The organism is Niameybacter massiliensis, from assembly GCF_001282685.1.
GTDB classification, from domain to species: domain Bacteria; phylum Bacillota; class Clostridia; order Lachnospirales; family Cellulosilyticaceae; genus Holtiella; species Holtiella tumoricola.
This window is the reverse complement of sequence record NZ_LN875032.1, coordinates 103,549-125,189: the sequence shown is the minus strand read 5'-3', so window position 1 is coordinate 125,189 and position 21,641 is coordinate 103,549. Positions and strand designations below refer to the sequence as shown.

Genomic DNA, 21,641 nt, shown 5'->3' with positions numbered 1-21,641 from the left:
GCATGAATGCAACACCTTTTTTGTATGTTTATAAATTAATATGGATAGATACAAATACCTATTAAAATACGTGTTAATAATCATATGGCCTAGCAAATATGGGAAGCAAGGAGTTTTTCTACTTCTAAAATGTTAGTTCCTTTTGTAAATTCCATAGTAAAATGAGTACCTTTAGTGTATAATTTAATTTCGTTGTCTAATTCAAAAACTCCACCTTTTTCGACTCCGAAATAGTAGATAGAGTGGTAAGGAATAGATACTAATTGTTTTTTTGTTGACAAAGCTTCTTTATCAACAAAAATAATACGTTTATTAGTAAAACAAATTTCATCTAGAACGAGACGATATACTGCTTCGATTACTTCTCCTTCAATTAAATAATCATCAAAGTGTGAAGTATTGTTTGTTTTGCTACCACCAAATAGACCCATAAAATAACCTCCTAATAATTATTTGATAAATTAAGTATAGGTGAAGTTATTTAAAACGTCTATGGGTATAATAATATAAAAAGTTAAAAGGACATCAGAGGAGTACAACATGGAAAACAAATCTAATTTAAAGCGTGAACTGGGGTTAGCCGCAGCGACATCGATTGTTGTAGGTAATATGATTGGTTCAGGAATCTTTACCTCACCTCAAAGTTTAGCACAAGTAGCAAATCCTAAGATTACCGTACTTGCATGGGTCATTACAGGTATTGGTTCATTATTATTAGCCTTATCATTTGCAAATCTTGGAACAAAATATCCATCAACAGGAGGCCCAATTGTTTATACCAATAAAGCATTTGGCGAGTTCATGGCATTTCTTGTTTCGTGGACATTTTGGCTAGGTTCTTGGATTGGAAATGCTGCTATTATCACAGCAGTTATGCGTTATTTAACAACATTTATTCCTGCCCTTGGGACAAATGGAATGTTAGCATTTGCAGTTTCATCAGCTCTATTATGGTTATTTACTTATATTAATTATAGAGGTGTAAAGAATGCAGGCTATGTAAGCATTGTAACAACAGTTATTAAGATAGGTGTAATCCTAGTGTTTATGTTTATTGCATTAACAGGATTTGATGCAGGTAACCTTCAAACAGCTGCAACAGTAGAAGCAAATAGTTGGGGTGCATTACCAGCAGCTATTGCTATTACATTATGGTCATTTGTAGGCCTTGAAAGTGCAGCTATATCAGGGGGAGAAATTAAAAATCCTGAAAAGAATATAAGAAAGAGTACAGTAATGGGAACACTCCTTGCAGTATTAATCTATATTTTCTTATCTGTTCTTGCAATGGGAAGTATGCCACAATCCATGTTAGCACAGACACAAGCACCACTTGCAGATATTATTAATCATATTACAGGTGCAACTTGGGGGGGTTACTTTATATCAGGTGGTATTGTTATTTCAGCTATAGGAGCACTTAGTGGTTGGGTTCTTACAACAGCGCGTTTAGCTTATGCAGCAGGAGAAGATAATTTATTCCCTAAGTTCTTTGCTAAAGTACATCCAAAATTCAAAACACCACATATTGCTCTGATCATTACCAGCTTATGTACAAATGCATTATTAATGTTAAATTATGTATCTAACTTAACAGAAGCATTTGATTTTATGATTAACTTAGCAACATTATCATTTATACCAGCTTATGCCCTAACAGCATGTGCTGAAATTGTTTTAACCTTTAAAAAGGAACACAAACTTACAGTAGTAAATTTCTTAAAACATGGCTTCCTTTCTTTAATTGCTTTTGTATATGCGATCTATATTATTTATGGAGCAGGCTCAGAAAGTGCAATGTGGGTGTTTATATTAATGCTTATAGGCATACCATTTTACGTTTATAAAAAATTACAAAATAACGAAGAATTTGAAGCATAAAAATAAGGGGTTAATACCCCTTATTTTTATGCTATTTTTAATTACTTTTGGCTAGAGTTGTGAAAGCTAGCTTTAATAGACGCAAGAAGTGATTCATCAGTTAAAATATCGAGTGCAGTCAGAGCAAGTGCCTTTGCACCTATTATAATAGAAGAATCGGCATGATTGGAAATACAAGCATTTGCAAATTCTACAGTATGTGGGGGAATCTCACAATCACATATACGAAGGATTGGGTGGATTGTTGGGATAACATGGCTAACGTTCCCAGCATCAGTAGAACCCATAGAATGTGGTGTTAGATCTATCTCTTGGCCAAGTTCTTGGAGTTTTGCTATGAAGAGTTTATCAAGAATAGCATTAGGAGATAAATTATCTAATACATGCTGGATATGTGTATACTGTGTTGTACAACCAGTCATAAGCGCACTACCATCTGCAATATGTTTAACTTTGGTGATAACATCTTCTAAGGAAGTACGGGTGTCTGCTCGTAAATAAAATCTTGCACGTGTGTAGTCAGGAATAATGTTTGGAGCAGTACCGCCATCTAAGATCACACCATGTATACGTACATCGGAGGTAAGTTGTTGACGTAGTGCATTGATTCCATTATAGAACAGAAGAAGTGCATCAAGTGCATTAATACCTTCTTCAGGGCAACTTGCTGCATGAGCAGGCTTACCGAAGAATTCAAAATCCATAGGTGCAATTGCTAGTGATTTTGGAGTCGGTTGATTGTGTGAGCCAGGATGTGTCATAAGGGCAACATCTACATCTTTAAATAAACCAGCATGTACATAGCTTGCTTTAGCGCTGCCATTGACACCACCTTCTTCAGCAGGTGTACCAAAGACTTTGAGTGTGCCACCTGTTTCTTCAAGGATGGAGCTAAGAGCAAGGGCAGAGCCTAAGCTAGTAGCAGCAATGAGATTATGGCCACAAGCATGACCAAGTCCAGGTAGAGCATCGTATTCTACTAAGATACCGATAGTAGGACCAGGCCTTTGACTAGTATGTGTAGCAATAAAACCAGTAGAATGACCAGCTATATCTTTTTCAACTTTAAAGCCGTGTTTTAATAGTTCACTGCAAAGTAAGTCACAAGCGAATACTTCTTGATTTGAGGTCTCGGGATGCGCATGAATGATATGGCTGATTTCTTGTAATCTAGGCTGAAGTTGTTCAAGTGTATCAATGATTTTTGCTTTATAAGACATAAGGAAACCTCCATGATTTAATAGATAATAAGTATGGAAGTGGTTATATATTATTCCATACTTATTAGGAATGACTAGATATCTAACTTTATCTTAAAATACTGGAAGTCTTGAGCCACCATATACTTCATTAATAAGTTCTTTAACTTCTTCAGATTGATAAATCTCTACAAGACGATTAAGTGCTGGGGCATCTTTGTCACTTGTTTTAACTGCAAAGATATTATAGTAGTTTACTGCGTTTTCTGTATCGGTAGATTCAATATAAATAGAGTCGTCAAGTGGACTAAGCTTAGCATCTACAGCAACACCGTTATTAATGACAGCAAGATCTAAATCAGGAAGAGAACGTGGAATTTGGTTAGCTGCAACTTCAATAATTGATAAGTTTTTTGGATTAGCAGTAATATCTTTGAGTGTAGGGATAAGACCAGCAGCATCATTAATTTCAATTAATCCAGCTTCTTCAAGAAGAAGGAGTGCACGCCCACCATTAGTTACATCATTAGGAATAGCAACTTTGCCACCATCAGTCACATCAAGTGGTGTTTGTAATTTATCTGAGTAGATACCCATAGGTGCAAATACTGTATTTCCAATACCTGTAAGATCTAGGTTGTGATCAGAGATAAATTGATCAAAGTAGATATTAGTTTGGAAAGAGTTAATATCTATTTCACCTTCAGAAAGTGCAATGTTTGGTTGAACATAATCAGCGAAGCTAATAACTTCTAATGTAATATTTTCTTTTGCTAATTCTTCTTTTACATAGTTCCAGATACGTTGATCATTATCATTAACACCTAATTTAATGGTTTGAGTATCAGAGCTTGATGATGTTGGAGATCCACATCCAGTAAAGAGTGAAGATAAAGTTAAAATACCTGCTGCTAAAAATGCTAATTTTTTATTTTTCATAATTAAGTCTCCTTTTGATTTTAAGTTATAAATTTTAATTTTTAATTATCTCATGTAGTCTTAAGTAAAGAAATGGTATTAGAATTACATAATCTATCAAGTATAGTACAGTTTAGTGTGTAAACTTATGTGCGATAAAGTCTCCAAGGCTTTGGATAAGGGTAACAAGGAGAAGTAGGATGATAACTGTTACAACCATAATATCTGTCTTGAAAAAGTTGTAACCATATCTAATAGCGAAATCTCCAAGTCCACCTCCGCCTACTGTACCAGCCATAGCAGAGAAACCAATTAAGCTAATTAGAGAGATAGTAACAGCATGAATAATGTTAGGTAGGCCTTCTGGAATGATTACTTTAAAGATAATCTCTAAAGGTGTACTACCCATTGCACGAGCGGCCTCAAGTACGCCATGATCTACTTTATGAAGTGCAACTTCTACTTGTCTAGCGATAAAAGGTGCAACACCTACAACAAGAGGAACTAAAGTGCCTTTTATACCGATTGTTGTACCGACTACAAATCTGGTAAAAGGTACGATGGCTGCAATTAAGATAACAAATGGGATGGAGCGGAATATATTAATGGTCTTAGAAAGAATACTATATAAAGTTTTATTTTCTAAGATATGTTTAGGGCTAGTAATAAGAAGTAGAATACCTAAAGGTAAACCAATAAGTGTAGCAATTAACCCTGATAGTCCTACAGTGATAAGTGTTTCATTAAAAGCTTTAACAAGTTCAGGAAAATATTCAATAACGTTAGGCGCTAGTTCTGTTAGTAATGTATTCATCTTTTATAACCTCCACTTCTATATGTTGTTGAATATATTTTAAAGCTGATTCTACATCAGCAGGATGTCCTTGAAGATCAACAACAAGATTACCTACAAGAGTATCTTGAAGTTTTTCGATATTACCATAGGTAATGTTTGTTGTAACATCAAATTCTCTAGAAAGGGTAGAGATAAGAGGTGTTGCAGTAGAGTTACCAACATATTTAAGGTGCAACATAAGGCTTATCTCTCCTTGATTTGGTTGGCATAGTCTTTCATAATGCATATCTTTGGCTAAGAAGTCTTTAGTAATTTGACTTTTGGGAGCAGTAAAGACATTAATAAGGCTATCTGTTTCAAGTACCTTCCCATGTTCCATGACGGCAATCTTATTACAAATTTGCTTAATAACTTCCATTTGATGTGTAATAAGGACGATAGTAATACCAAGTTCTTTATTGATACGTTTGAGTAAGGCAAGTATAGATTGGGTTGTTTGTGGATCAAGTGCTGATGTTGCCTCATCACATAATAAGATATCTGGGTTAGTAGCAAGAGCACGAGCAATAGCTACACGCTGTTTTTGACCTCCACTTAGTTGAGAGGGATAACTATATGTTTTATCTTCTAAATCTACCAGTTGAAGTAGTACTTTAACACGATTTGCAATCTCATCTTTATTAGCCTTTTGTAATTTAAGAGGATAAGCAATATTATCAAAGACTGTTTTGCTATTCATGAGATTAAAGTGTTGAAAAATCATACCAATTTGTTTGCGTACATCACGAAGTTGTTTTTCTTTAAAGTGAGAAATATCTTGATCAAATACTCCTACTGAACCAGAAGTAGGAATTTCAAGACCATTAATACAGCGAAGTAGAGTACTTTTACCAGCACCACTGTATCCTATAATGCCAAAAATATCACCTTTATCTATTGTAAGACTAACATTGTCTAAAGCTTGAACTTGTTTTTTTGCAGCTGTAAATACTTTGCTAACATTTTGAATTCGAATCATGTTATAACCTCCTTAGAATCTTATAAAATCAAAAAGCCCCGTCTCTATAGCTAAATAGCTATAGAGACGGGGCAATATATACTCCGTGGTACCACTCTAATTCACCTATACCTTGCGATATAGATCTCTTCAAGTACGGCATCTATGATTATATTTATAGATGATTATACTCTATCGCTATAACAGGCGAATCCTGTTGCAGCCTAAGTCTACATGAGACTGTCGGTGCACCACTCCGAGGCCATATTCAGTTTATTATTCTCTGCTTCTTCTCAGCTACCGAAGCTCTCTGGTAAGAGACGTCCTAAACTTACTCTCCTCTTCAAGGCGTTTGTTCGTTCATTCATTTAATTAAGTTGAAGTTTAGCATAAGACAAAAATAAAAAGCAAGATATTTTTACGATAAACAATTAAAATTGTGAAAAATAAATAAAATTATTTAATATAGAAATGTAATTCTAGATAGTTTTAAATAAGGCTAATACTCTTTAATAAATCCAATTTTCCGTATCCTTCGATATAATTTGGATAGGAGCCATTGGTTGTTCTACTCGCACCTCTTATAAAGATTGTACGAGCTATATTAGTATTAATAAGATTAAAGTTATTTTCTACAACAGCCCATTCAAGTAGTAGTGCAGAAGCTGAGGCAGTAATTGCAGCAGCAACACTAGTTCCAGTCTGGGCTGTAAAGCCTCCATAGAGGTTAGGACCAGGTACATCAACGCCAGGAGCAATAATATCAGGCTTAATGACACTATTAGTAGTAGGGCCTCTTCCAGATGCAGCATATAGACTATCATTAAAAGAATTATAGGCACCCACAACTAATAATTTTTGAGTAGTAGAAGGAATACAGACTGTAATGTAAGGGTCAGGACTTAAAAATCTAGTGCCAGGTTGTATAAAGCCTTCTCTTGGAAGCCAAGTATTATAATCTCCTGATATAACAACATCACCATAAACATAAAATGTCCATATACCGGGTAAAGGATCCATTAGACGAATACCTATGCTTTCACTACCAGTAATAAGATTAGGAAATTGATACCGAATAGAGACCTTAGATTTTTCTAGATTAAAGGAGAAGTTCTGAGAATTAGTTAACTGTATAGGAATCTTATTGATACTATTGCCCAGAGGAGTGGTAAATCCTATAGAAAGTTTGTCTGCGCCTGTAGCCCATAGACCAAAGACAAGTCCAGTTTCTTGGTCTGCGATATTAAGCTCAAAGGATTGTAACTCATTGACACTAATAGTACTAGAAAAGTGATGGGCTTCAGAGGCCTCATTACCAGCAGAAGAAATTAGAATAACATTATATAAATCACAGACTTCTGAAAGAAATCTTTCAATAATAGTTAATCCATTATGAGCACCAAGATTACAACCTACTCCTAGGCAAATAGCAATGGGCATATTTTTTTCACGAGCAACTTGAAGTAAATAATTAATTCCTGTCATAATATCATTAGCTTGGTAAGCATTAACGGTAGGGCTTACTAAATAGTATGCTCTTAAAAGTTCAGTTGCAGGTCTAAGTTTAACAATTACGAGTCCACTATCAGGGGCACCTCCAGTATAATTAGTAGTTCCTGAACGCTCTTTTCCAGCAGCTACACCAGCGAGGTAAGTTCCGTGACCAACAGTATCTACAGAAGGAACAACAGATAAGGGGTCAGAAGAATTAAGGGCTTGATTGATTTGTGCATTACTATAAACAGAACCATAATTAGCTATAAAGTTATTATTGATAGGGGGATTGCCCTCGATAGTTTGGTCCCATATAGAGACAATACGAGAGGTGTTATCTTCGTATTTAAAAAGTGGATTGGTATAATCAATACCTGTATCAACAAAACCGATTAAAACATTCTTTCCTGTGAGTTCATTAGAGGGATAGGTATGAAGCTGTGAAATGTTAGCAGAACTTAAGACTTCTTGCATATTAGCGCCTACTAAAGATTCTTGTGCATTTAGACCGAATATTAAAGGAATAAAGACTGCGACACCATTATTCTTTAAAGCATTTAGCTCATAAGTAGCAGAAGGAGGAACATAAATAATAGCAATACGATCAGTAACGGGTTGGAACTGAATGTTAGGATAGAGAGTGCGTAGAATACTCAAGTTAGTAATATGTTCAATGATATAATATCCTAGAAGATTTTCATCTATATAGATCACCCCTTTGGTTATGTTTGTGTAGATGAGTTCCGTGAAATATTAAAAGCACTACTTTCTATTTTATATGCTATAATTTAAGAAAAAATAAGTGATTAGGAGATTAAATCCATGAAAATGTGGGAGCAACAAATTAGAGACTATAAACCTTATAATGAACAAGAAGAAAAGGATAAGGCTCTTATAGTAGGTTGTATGGACACTTATGATAACCTTCTTACAAGAGAAAACCCATTAGCACATTTCTCAAGCTCAGGTTTTATAGTAAATAAAACAAGAGATAAGGTACTTATGATTCATCATAATATTTATAATGCTTGGTCTTGGACTGGTGGGCACACTGATGGAGAGATAGACTTTTTAGGCGTAGCTATAAGAGAGGCTCAAGAAGAAACAGGGGTAAAAGAGGTAAGACCTATTTCTCAGGAAATATTTTCATTAGATGTACTTCCAGTAAAGGGACACATTAAAAGAGGAGAATATGTATCCGCTCATGTACATTTATCAATAGCTTATTTAGTTGAGGTAGATGAAACAGAAGAGCTAATGATTAAGCCTGACGAAAACAGTGGTGTGAGATGGATAGCAGTAGACGAGTTAGATACTTATGTTGATAATGAACCGGATATGCTTATTGTTTATAAGAAGTTTATGGAGAAAATTAAGGAATTTAAGTTATAATACGGTATGAAATCTGAAAAAATTAGTCACACTATAGAAAATATAGGTAATATTTTCAGGTATGGTTGTTGTCAATGGATACATTTGTATCTATAATACTATAAGAGATAATGAAAAATAAACTTTAAGGAGGCTAGGGCGTAATGAGCAAACCAACATTTTATATTACAACCCCTATTTATTATCCAAGTAATAAGCTTCATATTGGACATTCGTACACAACAGTGGCAGCAGATGCCATGTCAAGATATAAAAGACTTCGTGGATATGATGTAATGTTCCTTACAGGAACAGATGAACATGGACAAAAGATTGAACGTCGTGCGGCTGAAGAAGGTGTAACACCTCAAGCATTCGTAGATAATATTGTAGATTGGATCAAAGATCTTTGGAAAACAATGGACATCAGTTATGATAAATTTATTCGTACAACAGATGAAGACCATAAGGTAACTGTACAAAAAATCTTCAAGGCACTTTATGACAAAGGGGATATCTATAAAAGTGAATATGAAGGTATGTACTGTACACCTTGTGAAACATTCTTTACAGAACACCAACTTGTAGATGGTAAATGTCCAGACTGTGGTAGACCAGTAGAAAAAGTAAAAGAAGAATCATACTTCTTCAAGCTTTCTAAATACCAAGATCGTTTAATTAAACATATTGAAGATCATCCAGAATTTATTCAACCACAAACAAGACAAAATGAGATGCTTAATAACTTCCTTCGTCCAGGTCTTGAAGATCTTTGCGTATCTCGTACATCATTCAAATGGGGTATTCCAGTAGAATTTGATACAAATCACGTTGTATATGTATGGCTTGATGCGTTATCAAACTATATCTCAGCACTTGGATACGGTAGTGATAATCAAGAACTTTACAATAAGTTCTGGCCAGCAGATGTACATTTAGTAGGTAAAGAGATTATTCGTTTCCATACAATTATTTGGCCAGCTATTCTTATGGCTCTTGATCTTCCACTTCCAAAACAAGTATTTGGTCATGGATGGCTTGTAATTGATGGTGGTAAAATGAGTAAATCTAAAGGTAACGTAGTAGACCCTAGCGTTCTTGTAAATCGTTATGGTAGTGATGCAATTCGTTACTTCCTTCTTCGTGAAATTGCTTTTGGACAAGATGGTAACTTTACAAATGAAGCACTTATTTCACGTATTAACTCTGACCTTGCAAATGACCTTGGTAACCTTACATCTCGTACAGTTGCAATGATTGAAAAATACTTCGAAGGTGGTGTATTACCAGAAGTACATGAAGGCAATGAGTTTGATGCGGATGTACAACAAATTATCACAGAACAAATCGCTAAAATGGAAGCAAATATGGAGAAACTCTTCTTCAACAATGCTCTTGAAGATATTTGGGTAATCATTAGAAGATTTAACAAATACATTGATGAAACAATGCCATGGGTACTTGCAAAAGATGAAGCAAACAAAGCTAAACTTGCAGGTGTACTTTACACATTAGCAGAAGGTTTACGTATTGTAAGTATTATGATTGAACCGTTTATGCCTCGTACACCAGAACTTATCTGGGAACAAATCGGTTTAACACGTGGAGAGCTTACAGCTTGGGATACAATCCATACATGGGGTACAATGCCAAATACTGTACATGCTAAAAAAGGAACAAATATGTTCCCACGTATTGATAAAGAAAAAGAACTTGCAGAGTTAGAAGCAGCAATGAAAGCAACTCAAGCAGCTGCAGCACCACAAGAAGAAAAACCAGCTAAACCTAAAAAAGAAGAAATCACAATTGATGACTTCGGTAAAGTAGAACTTAAAGTTGGTGAAGTTATTGAATGTGAACATGTACTAAAAGCAGACAAGCTTCTTGTATCTAAAATTAAAATAGGTGATGAAGTAAGACAAATTGTATCTGGTATTGCTAAGTACTACACACCAGAAGAATTTGTAGGTAGAAAAGTAGTTGTTGTAACAAACCTTAAACCAGTTAAGTTACGTGGTATCCTTTCAGAAGGTATGGTACTTTGTGCATCAGATGATGAAGGTAACCTTGTTGCTGTAGGGCCACTTGGAGAAATGGTTGACGGAGCAGAAGTAAAATAATCTATTAGTAATAGATTATTAAAAATATATAAATAACCTATAAAAAGGGAGATAAAACTAATTTTTATATTAGTTTTATCTCCCTTTTGTTTAAGCTAAATTTTAATTAATAATATAATAGCAGTGTTTATAAAGAATGTCTATTTTTATAAATTGTTATGTACTAGATTTTAAACTTAGCAACTTCATGAGCAAGTTTATCTACGCTTTCTTTAGTTTCTAAAATCTGTTCCATAACCTCAGAAGAAGAGTGTGTAATACCGTAGACTTTATCTGCAATATTACTTGTACCAATAGCACCTTCACAAGATGCTTGAGACACCCATTCAATAGATTGTAAGATATTTTCCATGGAACTTGTGAGTTCCTGGGTTGCAGCACTGAATTCTGTAACTAGTGCATCTACATAGTTTGCATCATGACTATAGTGGTCTGCTACTTCTAGCATCATTTGATAATCAGCATCTACATCTGTTGTCACATAGTTAAGAAGCTCATTAGCACTATCAGATAGATTCCCTACTGAACTTTGAACAGTATCAGTAATCACTTGAATTTTAGTAACAGCTTCTTTAGATTGCTCAGCAAGCTTTCTAATCTCTTCAGCTACGACAGAGAAACCACGTCCAGCTTCACCAGCACGAGCCGCCTCAATAGCCGCATTAAGGGCTAAAAGGTTAGTTTGTTCTGTGATTTGCATAATAGATTCAGAAAGAACATCAATTTGTTTAACAACTTGAGAAGAGACAATAGCTTCTTCTAATTTAGCTTTGGTATCGCTGAAGATAAGTTGAGATTTCTGATGAGATTGATGTACATTTTCTTTAGTAGCAATAGCACGTTGGTTGATTTCTTTTGCATCTTGAGCACCCTGGCTAGATCTTTCAGCAATAAAACTAACTGCTTTTTGGATATCTTGAGAGATTGTTGTCATCTGTTCAGTAGTAGCAGATGTTTCTTCCATATTTGATGCAAGCTCTTCAGTAGTAGCAGAAATATCTTCTAAATGCATATTAAGAGATACAATATTTTCTTTAACAGTTGTGATTTTATCTTCAATAGAATGTGACTCATTTTTAATATTAGAAATGAGCTGAAGTAATGCATTTTTCATAGCATTAATACCCTTGAAGATAACACCAACTTCATCCTTCATATTTAAGAAGGATTCATTAATATCTCTAGAAAAATCTGTACGACTAATATCATTAAGATGTTCGGCAGAACGTTTAATAGGAATAGTAATACGTCTTACAACAAAAATAATGCAGGCACTAATAATAGCTAAGATTACCAGTGAGACTATAATGAAAAGTGTAGAGATTTGACGTGCAGTTGCTTTAAGCTCTTTATCAGTAATAAGAGAAGCGATAGTCCAATCAGTACCTTCAACTTTTTGTGCATTAACTTGGTAGGCTTGGTCATCAATTTTTATATTAAAGCTAGGTAAGCTTGTATCAAATATTTTTTCTAAGCCATCAATATTTACTTCATCAATTTGTTTATAATTATTATCAGGATTATTACCATCGGCCATAATCATACCCGTATCATGGACAAGCATGAAATAGCCTGTACGTCCAAGTTTCATAGAACTAAGAATATCGCTAATAGCAGATTGTTCTACGTCAATTCCAATTACGCCGAGAATATTACCAAGTTCATCAAGTACAGCACGTGCATTACTAATAATCATTGTATTAGTTGCATCAATATAAGGCGCTGTACGAATAATATTACCACGTGCTTGTTCAGCATCTTTATACCATGCCCTCTCACGAGGATCATATTGAGCAGATATAGTTGTTTCTGGCCAGTTTAGATAACCGCTATCATTTGTTGCAAAATAAACATATTTAGTTCCAGGATGATTAATGGCATAATGATCAAATACCTCATAAGCTATTTGTTCAGTGCCTCCATTAGTAGCTGGAGTCATAAAAGTTTCTGTAGGAGCATCTTTATAGCTTGTAATATGTCCTACACTTGTTTTGATAATAGGATTTGTAGCCATCATATTGATATTTTGGTCTACCTGTTCATAAAAAGTTTGGATAGTATCCGAAACAATATTCATTTGCTCTCTTGAATTTTGAGTGTAGTTGAGTTGAGCCATAAGGGTTACACGATGCATCATAAGAAATAGCATGATAGATAAGCCAATACAGATCATACCTACAGAAAGCAATAGGAATTTTGCTTGGATACTGGATGAAAGTTTTTTCATTCTAGTATTCCTCCGAAGATAATATAATTTTAAACTCTAGACTTTGAGTTAAAATTTAAAGACAATCTATATAATATATCGTAACCTATAACATTATCAATAGGATTTGTATAAAAATTAAATAATGGTATAAAAATAACTACCACTATTCTAGAAAATTAGTGGTAGTTATTTTTATACTATTCGCCTAGGTATTCTTTCTTTAAGATATCTTCAAGTTCGGCTGGGTCATTAATAGATAAATTCATAGCATTAGCTAGAATATTAGCTTTATCCATATTGGCTTGCCAAGAGAAGATACCACCTAAACAATTATCAATAACGTATTGACCTTTAAAGTAGATTGAAATATTATTATCAAAACTTAAAACGAAGTTACCATTTCGATCTACAATATAAGGTGCTTTAGCAACATTATCCCATCTTACAGTATAGCCATTTTTATTAATATAAGATTGTCTAATTTGATCATAGGTCTTTGTAATAGTTGCACCATTACGTCCATAAGAAGCAACACCTAGAAGGATTTTTTCTGAAGGCATACCAGCAGCTATAAGGTTTTGAATATAAAGGTCAGTGCTAATGTTATTAAATGCCATATCAGAAGGGAAAAGGTTAGATTGATGTTTAGCACCAGCAGCACCAGTAGCACCAGCGGTATAATCATAAGACATTAAGTTGAAGTAATTAATGATCGGTGCAATACCAGCAATATCTACATTTTTAATGTAAGTAGCATCACCTATACCAGCTACACTAATCCATGCATTAGGACCTAAGACATCTCTAAGTGCTTGAAGAAGAAGTGTAAAGTTCTCTCTATCTTGTGGACGAGATTTAATACCACCAGCACTTGAACCAGGATACTCCCAATCAATATCCACACCATCTAGTTTATACTCATCTACCCATTTTTTTACTTCACGAGCAAAGTTGTAGCGGGATTGAGGCGTAAGTGCAGCATCAGAGAAGCCATCATTACCCCATCCACCAATGCCTAGGATAACTTGTAATTCAGGATCAATTAAACGTAAGTCTGCGAGTTGTTGTAAATAACGTCTTGAGTAGACATCTAGTGTTAAGTTAGGTTGGATAAGAGCAAAGGCATAGACTACAAAATCTAATAAATAAGGGTCTACATTACTAGGATTACCTAGAACATATTGACCAACAATTCGTTCAATATCAGGGCATGCAGGATTAACTGGTTGTTGACGTATACTTTGAGGCTTGTGTTGTGAACGCAATGAATCAACAATATTAACTAAATGAGTAACAGTCAATGGGGAGCTTTCATCATTATGAAGGGCTGCTCTAAGTATATAATTAGAATCTATAATATAAAGAGTAGTATCAGATGTACGGGCTGGGAAATGCACAATTTCAATGTCATTTTTATTAAAGTAATCATTATGACCTAAAAGGTTAGAACAAGTATCATTGTTTGTATTTGAAGAAACACATACAATACTCCACTTACCTGTACTACTCGTTCCATGAAAATTAGGAAATACAGAACCAATCTGCGGAAGTCGTGACATGAAGGAACCTCCTTTAAAGTATTATATATTAATAATATTTCCAGTTATTTACAAGTGTGCTTGTCTAAGGAGAAAATGTTTAAAGTTTTGCAAAAAATATATAAAAAGATTAAAATAAAGCTTATAAGGATAAGTATGAGGAGAGAGTACATGAATAAGATTATTAAAATCAATGAGAATAAATCAATTTATGAAAACCGCTTTATTGACTTGATGACCTATTGTTTTAAAATGTGCACAGAAGAAGATTTTAAGACAGACTGGAACTTATCGACACCGGAGAGAGAAACTATATTAGGAAGTTTTGATGGTGAGGTATTAGCAAGTTGTATAACGATACCTTATCGTCAAATATATGTAGATGGTAAATGCCTTAAAATGGCAGGATTAGGTGGAGTAGCAACAGCAAGTACTTATAGGAGTGGTGGAATTTGTAGTAATCTTATTAAAGAAGGTATTAAAGTAATGTATGAACAAGGGGCTGTGTATTCTCTACTTGCACCTTTTTCTTATGAGTTTTATCAAAAATTAGGATGGAAATGGTGTTATAACAATTTAACTTATACATTTGAAATAGATAAACTCAAAAAGTTTAGGAATGAAGGATATATAGAATACTTAAGTGAAACCAATAGGTTAGAACTTAATAACTACTATGAAGGGTATATACAAGGTTTAAATGGATCTTGCATAAGGGACAAGCATCATTGGGAACGTCGTATAAGTAGAAAATTAGATTATTATACTGTATTATATAGAAACACAGAAGGTAAGATACAAGGGTATATGATCTATAAACTCATACATGCTACATTAACTTTTGAAGTTGTTGAGATGCAATATAGTAATATGTCTACCCTTAGAAGTTTATTGAACTATATTTCTACCCATAGTGCCCAAGTATTTAATGTTCAAATGAATGTAAAAGAACATGATTTAATATTAGATGTACTTAGTAATCCTAGATGTAATGCATCGATTCAAAGCTATATGATGGCAAAAATTATAGATGTACAAAAAGCATTGGAAGCTTATAATTTTGTAAAAAATGGTACATTTGTAATAGGCGTAAAGGATGATATTTGTGAATGGAATGATGGTTGTTTTGAAATAAACATTAATAAAGAAGTAACTGTATCAAAAACAGATAAACAAGCAGACTTTGTACTAGATATTAGAGACCTTGCACAAGTATTGATTGGATTCAGAACGCTACTAGATTTAGATACTCTTGAGAAGATACAATGGAATCAAACATCAGAATCTATGAAGTCGTTCTTTAAGACAGAACGTAGTAAGGTCGCTTTATATGATTATTTTTAAATCAAGGAGTTAAAAAATGATAAATGACATCAAAAGTATAGATGAAGAAATTAAAAGACGAAGGGTAGTTTTACAAACCTTAGATATTCAGTTTAAAAACTCACCTTATAATAAACAACCAGAAAACACTTTACGTAAAAAGGAAGCTCTATTAATGGAGATTGAAAAATTAAAACAAATAAGGAACGAAAAATTATCTCAATAATAAAATAATAGTAACCTAAAAGTGTAAATGGACAAATCACATCTATTTAGATATGATAGAAGACCCAGGAGTATTTAGCGATAAGGAAGGTGAGGACTTTGCAAAAACATAAACCTGTACTCTTAATTGACCAAGATGACGTACTGGCAGAATATATTAAAGGTGTAGTTGAAATCTTTAATGAGAAATACGATACAAACTATACAACAGATGATTGTGTGTGTTGGGACTTAGTATCTATTTTTGGTGAGGAAATATTAGAACTCATGCATCAACCGGAATTGTTTAGAAACTTAGAGCCTGTATTAGAAGCTATTGAAACATTCCAAAGGTTATATGAGAGTAATTTATTTGATATGTATATTGTAACGGCAGCTCATCCAAGGTCGGTAGAAGCAAAATATGAGTGGATTAGAAACTATATGCCATTCTTTCCACAAAACCACATTATTATATGTTCAGTGAAGCATATGGTAAAAGGAGATTATCTATTAGATGATGGTATGCATAATATTATAGATTTTAGAGAAGCAGGGGGAACACCTGTAATTTTTGATAGACCACATAATCAAAATGCTTGTTCTAGTTATCCTAGAGTTAAAGGGTGGAGAGATTTTGAAAAGTGGATTATAAATGAATGTTACCCTGATATACATGAGAAATATTATGAAATAGAAAAAGAAATTATTTAATAGGTTAGAGAAAGACTCTATTTAAATCACTACACAGCGATTTAGATAGAGTCTTTTAACTTAGATATAGTTTATTTTATAAAGAATACTGCTATAATACACAGTAAAGATTATTAATAAATGATAGAAGGAGATTGTTATGTATTTTGATTCACATGCTCATTACAATGATGAACGATTCGATGAAGATCGTGACATGCTTTTAAATAGAATACACCAAGAAGGAGTAGAGTTTATTATTAATATAGGTGCTGATATGCCTTCATCAAGAGAAAGTATTTCTCTTGCTGAAACCTATCCCTTTATTTATGCAACAGTAGGTGTACATCCTCATGATGTAAGTACAATGACAATGAATGACATTGAAACATTAGAAGAAATGGCGAGACATCCTAAAGTAGTAGGAATAGGTGAGATCGGATTAGATTATTACTATAATCACTCATCAGAAGAAGAACAAGTTAAATGGTTTAAAGCTCAGTTAGAGCTTGCAAAGAAGTTAGACCTGCCAGTAAGTATTCATAGTAGGGATGCAAGTCAACTCACATTTGATATTATAAAAGATAGTGGTATCAAAGAAGGTGTTATTCACTGCTTTTCAGGTAGCCACGAATTAGCTGTTGAATATGTAAAGAGAGGATTTTATATAGGAATCGGTGGTTCCTTAACATTTAAGAATGCAAGAAAAACTGTAGAAGTAGTGGAGCGTATACCGTTAGAATCTATACTTATAGAAACGGATTGTCCTTATTTAACGCCAGTACCTCATAGAGGAAAAAGAAATGATTCTTCTTATTTACCATTTGTAATGCAAAAGATTGCTGAAATAAAGGGAATTACAGAAGAAGAAGTAGCTAGAATAACGTTAGAAAACACAAAAAAACTCTTTAAGATATAGAAAAAAGTCTCTTCATAAACAATGAAGAGACTTTTTTGTTGAAATAAAAAGTTTAGTATTAATAAACATTGTGTGTATCTATATATTTATATATAAATACATAAAATGGAGTATAAAATGTTACAAAATGGTAAAAACTTAAAATATAAAAATAAAAAATGTATTTTTAGTACTAAATCACATTTAAGAACATATAAATGGTATTAAGTAAATGTTACAAAGATGTTAAATTGGAAAAATGGAAAATATTTTAAATTAATAAAGGAGGCATTGAAAAATAAGGGTTTGTAAGATGGAAGAAATGGAAAAATAGCCACTGCCTGGCAAAAAGTATTACAAAAAGCTTGATTTAAAAAATAATTTATATTACAATTCATAATATAGCATTTAAAAATTATGCTATATTTTATTTCCAGTAAAGCGCCGATAAGCACGATTGTAGAAATGAGAGGTTGAAACCTTACTGCTTTGATAAATAAAAATAATACTAAACTTTCTATCAAAGTAGCAACCGGATTCAAGGAGGTAATCATGAAAAATCGAATTAGGATAGCTTTATTGATTGTGGCGCTGTTTATGCTCGGTACAGGCACAATCACAGCGTATCAATCCCTATCGAAAACAGTAGCAATTGTTGAAGATGGGAAAGTAACACAGTATGAAACATTACATCAATCGGTGAGTGATATATTAGCAGCCCAAGAAATTGTTTTAGGTGATAAAGATGAGGTTGAACCAAGTATGGAGACAGCAATCGAGGATGGTATGAAAATTACCGTTACAAGATGGAAACCAACAGTAGTTCTTACTGTAAATGGATCAGCGAGTACATTTAAAACATCTGCAATGACAGTTGGCGAACTAATTGACAATAGACATATAAAACTTGATGAACATAGTGAAGTAACACCAGCTTTAGATACACCTATCACAGATGATGTTGAAGTAAGTGTTAAAACAAGAGAAGTTGCAGTAGAAGTTGTACAAGAGGAAATTCCTTTTGAAAAGACAGTAGAAGAAGTAACAACTCTTGCAGCTGGTGAATTAAAGGTTATAGAACAAGGTGCAACAGGCCTTAAAGAAAAAACTGTTGAAATCGTGCGCTTTGGCGGTGAAGTTCAATCTGAAACTGTCAAAGAAGAATTTGTAATAAAAGAACCTGTAACAAAAGTGGTTCAAGAAGGCAAGAAAAACATTATTAAAGATTCTGCTACTGGAAAAATGTATGAATATACAAAGGCACTTACGTTGGAAGCAACAGCTTACACAGACGTTGAAGGGGATCAATGGTCAGGAAAAACAGCATCAGGTATGCCTACATTCGTAGGAATGGTGGCTGTAGATCCTAAGATTATTCCACTGGGGACAGTTTTATATGTTGAAGGCTATGGCATTGCCATCGCAGGTGATACAGGCGGAGCTATTAAGGGTTATGATATAGACTTATTTATGAATACAAATAGTGAATGTAAACAATTTGGAAGACGTAGTAAACAAGTTTATATTTTACAAGATCAAAATGTTGATGTTCGTGCAGAACGTAAAAATTATTAAAATACAGGCTTAGAGGGACTGTTACATTAAGGGTAATAGTTCCTTTTTTGCGTCTAAAGTATGGTAGACTATACAATATTGATATGGGTATGGTATGATGATAAACAGTAAAGGAGTGAACGATATGAACCGAATAGCAACACCTGAAGGTACGAAGGCGATATTAAATAAGTATCCTTTTGCTTTCCAAAAGAAATTTGGCCAAAACTTTCTTATTGATCCAAGAGTTTTAGATAAAATCATTGCTGCTGCAGATATTACAAAAGAGGACTGTGTTATAGAGATTGGTCCAGGGATAGGAAGTGTAACACAAGCCCTACTTGAGAATGCAGGTAAAGTAATTTCTATTGAAATAGATGATCAGCTTATTCCGATTTTAAAAGAAGAATATGGACACAATGAGCATTTCAAGTTAATCCATAAAGATGTATTAAAAGTAGACCTTAAATCACTTATTGAAGAAGAATCTCCAAATAGAAAGATTAAAGTTGTAGCTAACTTACCATATTACATTACAACACCAATCATTATGATGCTTCTTGAACATAACTTACCAATTGAAAGTATTACAGTTATGGTACAAAAAGAAGTAGCAGATCGTATGGCATCTAAACCAGGTAATAAGCAATATGGAGCTATTACAGTGGCTATGAATTACTATTGTAGTACAAGCCTTGTAGCAAATGTACCACAAAATTGCTTTATGCCACGTCCTAATGTAGATTCAGCTGTTATTAAACTTTCTTTACATGAAAAATCTATAGTAGATGTAGACAATGCAGAACAAATGCTTAAAATCATTAAAGCAGCATTCTCTCAAAGAAGAAAAACCCTTTTAAATACATTAGCATCTAACGGAAATCTAGGCTTAGATAAGGAAGATCTTAAAAATGCTTTAGAGGAAAGTGGTATTGGTGCAAGTACAAGAGGAGAGACTCTTTCTCTTGAAGATTACGCTATGTTATCTAATTTTATAGACAATTATAGAAAAAAGTTAATTGACAAATAAAATCGTGGACTATATAATAGGTTTTAATTAAAAACTAATTATTATACATTTAATTAATATATTAAAAATTATGGAGGAAACAAAAATGGAACGTATTTCTATGTTTACAACAAAATTTTATACATTCTTTTTTAGCTGGGGCTACTTTTATTTTAGCGCTGGTACTTTTTGTTGTAAAAAAAATAGACGTACGCTGCATTTGTTATTAGGGTGATTCCATATTATTATTCGTAGAATAATCTAAGGCTCTATGCATCTAGCGTGCATAGGGCTTTTTTATTTATACAGGAGTGCAATAAAATGCTTTTATAAGCCGGCCATAAAAGTATAAAAAGCATTTCATTATACATCAGAATGAATAAACTTAAATTTGAAAGAGGTGTAAGAACATGATTATTGTTTTAAAAAGAGATATAGATGAAAAAGGCGTAAATAGTTTAATTGGAGAAATTACAGGGAATTACGAAGTACAAGTGCAACCTATCAAAGGAAGTGAATGTACAGTATTAGGTCTTGTTGGAGATACATCTAAAATTGTTGTTGAAGAATTAGGATCAGATGAACGTATTCATAAAGTAATGCGTGTAAGAGAACCATTCAAGAAAGCAAATCGCGCGTTCCATCCAGCAAACAGTATTATCCAAATTGCTGATCGTACAATTGGTGGTGAAGAATTTGCAATTATTGCAGGACCTTGCTCAGTAGAAAGTGAAGAACAAATTGTAGAGATTGCTAAGAGTGTAAAAACTTCAGGTGCTACATTCTTAAGAGGAGGCGCATATAAACCAAGAACATCCCCATATGCATTCCAAGGTCTAGAAGAAGATGGTTTAGATCTACTTAAATTAGCACGTCAAGAGACAGGGCTTCCTATCGTTACAGAAATCATGTACCCACAAACAATTGAGAAGTTCGTAGAAGATGTAGATGTTATCCAAGTAGGTGCAAGAAATATGCAAAACTTTGCTCTTCTTAAAGAGTTAGGAAAAACAAATAAACCTATCTTATTAAAAAGAGGATTATCTTCAACGATTGAAGAATGGCTTATGGCTGCAGAATACATTATGGCAGGAGGAAATGATAATGTAATCTTATGTGAAAGAGGTATTAGAACTTTTGAAAACTACACAAGAAATACATTAGACTTATCTGCTATTCCTGCGATTAAGAAACTAAGTCACTTACCTATTATCATTGATCCTAGTCATGCAACAGGATTCTCTTACATGGTAGAACCGATGTGTATGGCTGCCATAGCAGCAGGAGCAGATGGGGTTATCATTGAAGTACACAACAATCCAGCTAAAGCATTATGTGATGGACCACAATCAATTACACCAGCTCGCTTTGACGAAGTGGTTAGAAAGATGGAAAAATACACTGCCATCGAAGGACGTACAATAAGAAGGGGATAAG

At 33.7% G+C, this 21,641-nt stretch carries 18 protein-coding genes and 1 other annotated feature; of the genes, 10 read left to right on the top strand and 8 right to left on the bottom strand.

Annotated features, from left to right (window positions below; all coding sequences use genetic code 11):
• Window positions 1-89 precede the first annotated feature (89 nt).
• Entirely contained in the window at window positions 90-431 is a 342-nt protein-coding gene (locus tag BN2390_RS01730; RefSeq protein WP_053982626.1) for a PH domain-containing protein, read from the bottom strand.
• A gap of 109 nt (window positions 432-540) precedes the next feature.
• Here BN2390_RS01730 and BN2390_RS01725 point away from each other — a divergent pair, with 109 nt between their 5' ends.
• Window positions 541-1,881 carry an amino acid permease gene (locus BN2390_RS01725; RefSeq protein ID WP_053982625.1) on the top strand — a complete coding sequence of 447 codons (1,341 nt, stop codon included), beginning with the start codon at window positions 541-543 and terminating at the stop codon, window positions 1,879-1,881.
• Between the two features lie 41 nt (window positions 1,882-1,922).
• Here BN2390_RS01725 and BN2390_RS01720 read toward each other — a convergent pair whose 3' ends face one another.
• From BN2390_RS01720 to BN2390_RS01700, 5 genes are all read right to left on the bottom strand, one after another.
• The gene (locus BN2390_RS01720; protein WP_053982624.1) at window positions 1,923-3,101 is read right to left on the bottom strand and encodes a M20 family metallopeptidase; all 1,179 of its coding nucleotides are present in this window, start codon (window positions 3,099-3,101) and stop codon (window positions 1,923-1,925) included.
• Window positions 3,102-3,194: 93 nt separating this feature from the next.
• Complete coding sequence (locus tag BN2390_RS01715; RefSeq protein ID WP_053982623.1) at window positions 3,195-4,019, bottom strand: MetQ/NlpA family ABC transporter substrate-binding protein; 825 nt, start codon at window positions 4,017-4,019, stop codon at window positions 3,195-3,197.
• A gap of 112 nt (window positions 4,020-4,131) precedes the next feature.
• Window positions 4,132-4,812, bottom strand: coding sequence for a methionine ABC transporter permease (locus BN2390_RS01710; protein WP_053982622.1), 681 nt, complete (start codon window positions 4,810-4,812; stop codon window positions 4,132-4,134).
• On the bottom strand, window positions 4,781-5,812 hold the full coding sequence (locus tag BN2390_RS01705; RefSeq protein WP_053982621.1) for a methionine ABC transporter ATP-binding protein: 1,032 nt from the start codon (window positions 5,810-5,812) through the stop codon (window positions 4,781-4,783). Before BN2390_RS01705 ends, BN2390_RS01710 begins: the two co-directional genes overlap by 32 nt.
• Before the next feature lie 59 nt (window positions 5,813-5,871).
• Window positions 5,872-6,147 (bottom strand) — a binding site (T-box leader).
• 133 nt (window positions 6,148-6,280) lie between these two features.
• Window positions 6,281-7,999 (bottom strand): S8 family peptidase, encoded by a 1,719-nt coding sequence (locus tag BN2390_RS01700; protein WP_053982620.1) that lies wholly within the window; start codon window positions 7,997-7,999, stop codon window positions 6,281-6,283.
• 108 nt (window positions 8,000-8,107) lie between these two features.
• On the opposite strand from BN2390_RS01700, the gene BN2390_RS01695 reads away from it, so the two are divergent.
• Complete coding sequence (locus tag BN2390_RS01695; protein ID WP_242847633.1) at window positions 8,108-8,677, top strand: NUDIX hydrolase; 570 nt, start codon at window positions 8,108-8,110, stop codon at window positions 8,675-8,677.
• A gap of 143 nt (window positions 8,678-8,820) precedes the next feature.
• Window positions 8,821-10,776, top strand: coding sequence for a methionine--tRNA ligase (metG, locus tag BN2390_RS01690; protein WP_053982619.1), 1,956 nt, complete (start codon window positions 8,821-8,823; stop codon window positions 10,774-10,776).
• A 163-nt stretch (window positions 10,777-10,939) separates the two neighbouring features.
• Here metG and BN2390_RS01685 read toward each other — a convergent pair whose 3' ends face one another.
• Window positions 10,940-13,003: a methyl-accepting chemotaxis protein gene (locus BN2390_RS01685; RefSeq protein ID WP_053982618.1), complete on the bottom strand. Its 2,064-nt coding sequence runs from the start codon at window positions 13,001-13,003 to the stop codon at window positions 10,940-10,942.
• Between the two features lie 179 nt (window positions 13,004-13,182).
• Window positions 13,183-14,544 (bottom strand): glycoside hydrolase family 18 protein, encoded by a 1,362-nt coding sequence (locus BN2390_RS01680; RefSeq protein ID WP_082238532.1) that lies wholly within the window; start codon window positions 14,542-14,544, stop codon window positions 13,183-13,185.
• Window positions 14,545-14,694: 150 nt separating this feature from the next.
• Here BN2390_RS01680 and BN2390_RS01675 point away from each other — a divergent pair, with 150 nt between their 5' ends.
• From BN2390_RS01675 to aroF, 7 genes are all read left to right on the top strand, one after another.
• Entirely contained in the window at window positions 14,695-15,867 is a 1,173-nt protein-coding gene (locus BN2390_RS01675; protein WP_053982617.1) for a GNAT family N-acetyltransferase, read from the top strand.
• A gap of 16 nt (window positions 15,868-15,883) precedes the next feature.
• Window positions 15,884-16,072 (top strand): hypothetical protein, encoded by a 189-nt coding sequence (locus tag BN2390_RS01670; RefSeq protein ID WP_053982616.1) that lies wholly within the window; start codon window positions 15,884-15,886, stop codon window positions 16,070-16,072.
• Between the two features lie 98 nt (window positions 16,073-16,170).
• Entirely contained in the window at window positions 16,171-16,764 is a 594-nt protein-coding gene (locus BN2390_RS01665; protein ID WP_053982615.1) for a 5' nucleotidase, NT5C type, read from the top strand.
• A 139-nt stretch (window positions 16,765-16,903) separates the two neighbouring features.
• A complete protein-coding gene (locus BN2390_RS01660; protein WP_053982614.1) occupies window positions 16,904-17,662 on the top strand; it encodes a TatD family hydrolase in 759 nt (252 codons plus the stop codon).
• A 531-nt stretch (window positions 17,663-18,193) separates the two neighbouring features.
• Window positions 18,194-19,216: a 3D domain-containing protein gene (locus BN2390_RS22205; RefSeq protein ID WP_053982613.1), complete on the top strand. Its 1,023-nt coding sequence runs from the start codon at window positions 18,194-18,196 to the stop codon at window positions 19,214-19,216.
• Between the two features lie 124 nt (window positions 19,217-19,340).
• Complete coding sequence (rsmA, locus tag BN2390_RS01650) at window positions 19,341-20,225, top strand: 16S rRNA (adenine(1518)-N(6)/adenine(1519)-N(6))-dimethyltransferase RsmA (RefSeq protein WP_053982612.1); 885 nt, start codon at window positions 19,341-19,343, stop codon at window positions 20,223-20,225.
• A 389-nt stretch (window positions 20,226-20,614) separates the two neighbouring features.
• Complete coding sequence (aroF, locus tag BN2390_RS01645) at window positions 20,615-21,640, top strand: 3-deoxy-7-phosphoheptulonate synthase (protein WP_053982611.1); 1,026 nt, start codon at window positions 20,615-20,617, stop codon at window positions 21,638-21,640.
• Window position 21,641: the final 1 nt, after the last annotated feature.

Excerpts from the sequence above, each read along its gene's own strand:
- BN2390_RS01730 (WP_053982626.1), bottom strand. The coding sequence starts at position 431 with ATGGGTCTATTTGGTGGTAGCAAAACAAACAATACTTCACACTTTGAT.
- BN2390_RS01725 (WP_053982625.1), top strand. The coding sequence starts at position 541 with ATGGAAAACAAATCTAATTTAAAGCGTGAACTGGGGTTAGCCGCAGCG.
- BN2390_RS01720 (WP_053982624.1), bottom strand. The coding sequence starts at position 3,101 with ATGTCTTATAAAGCAAAAATCATTGATACACTTGAACAACTTCAGCCT.
- BN2390_RS01715 (WP_053982623.1), bottom strand. The coding sequence starts at position 4,019 with ATGAAAAATAAAAAATTAGCATTTTTAGCAGCAGGTATTTTAACTTTA.
- BN2390_RS01710 (WP_053982622.1), bottom strand. The coding sequence starts at position 4,812 with ATGAATACATTACTAACAGAACTAGCGCCTAACGTTATTGAATATTTT.
- BN2390_RS01705 (WP_053982621.1), bottom strand. The coding sequence starts at position 5,812 with ATGATTCGAATTCAAAATGTTAGCAAAGTATTTACAGCTGCAAAAAAA.
- BN2390_RS01695 (WP_242847633.1), top strand. The coding sequence starts at position 8,108 with ATGAAAATGTGGGAGCAACAAATTAGAGACTATAAACCTTATAATGAA.
- metG (WP_053982619.1), top strand. The coding sequence starts at position 8,821 with ATGAGCAAACCAACATTTTATATTACAACCCCTATTTATTATCCAAGT.
- BN2390_RS01685 (WP_053982618.1), bottom strand. The coding sequence starts at position 13,003 with ATGAAAAAACTTTCATCCAGTATCCAAGCAAAATTCCTATTGCTTTCT.
- BN2390_RS01680 (WP_082238532.1), bottom strand. The coding sequence starts at position 14,544 with ATGTCACGACTTCCGCAGATTGGTTCTGTATTTCCTAATTTTCATGGA.
- BN2390_RS01675 (WP_053982617.1), top strand. The coding sequence starts at position 14,695 with ATGAATAAGATTATTAAAATCAATGAGAATAAATCAATTTATGAAAAC.
- BN2390_RS01670 (WP_053982616.1), top strand. The coding sequence starts at position 15,884 with ATGATAAATGACATCAAAAGTATAGATGAAGAAATTAAAAGACGAAGG.
- BN2390_RS01660 (WP_053982614.1), top strand. The coding sequence starts at position 16,904 with ATGTATTTTGATTCACATGCTCATTACAATGATGAACGATTCGATGAA.
- BN2390_RS22205 (WP_053982613.1), top strand. The coding sequence starts at position 18,194 with ATGAAAAATCGAATTAGGATAGCTTTATTGATTGTGGCGCTGTTTATG.
- rsmA (WP_053982612.1), top strand. The coding sequence starts at position 19,341 with ATGAACCGAATAGCAACACCTGAAGGTACGAAGGCGATATTAAATAAG.
- aroF (WP_053982611.1), top strand. The coding sequence starts at position 20,615 with ATGATTATTGTTTTAAAAAGAGATATAGATGAAAAAGGCGTAAATAGT.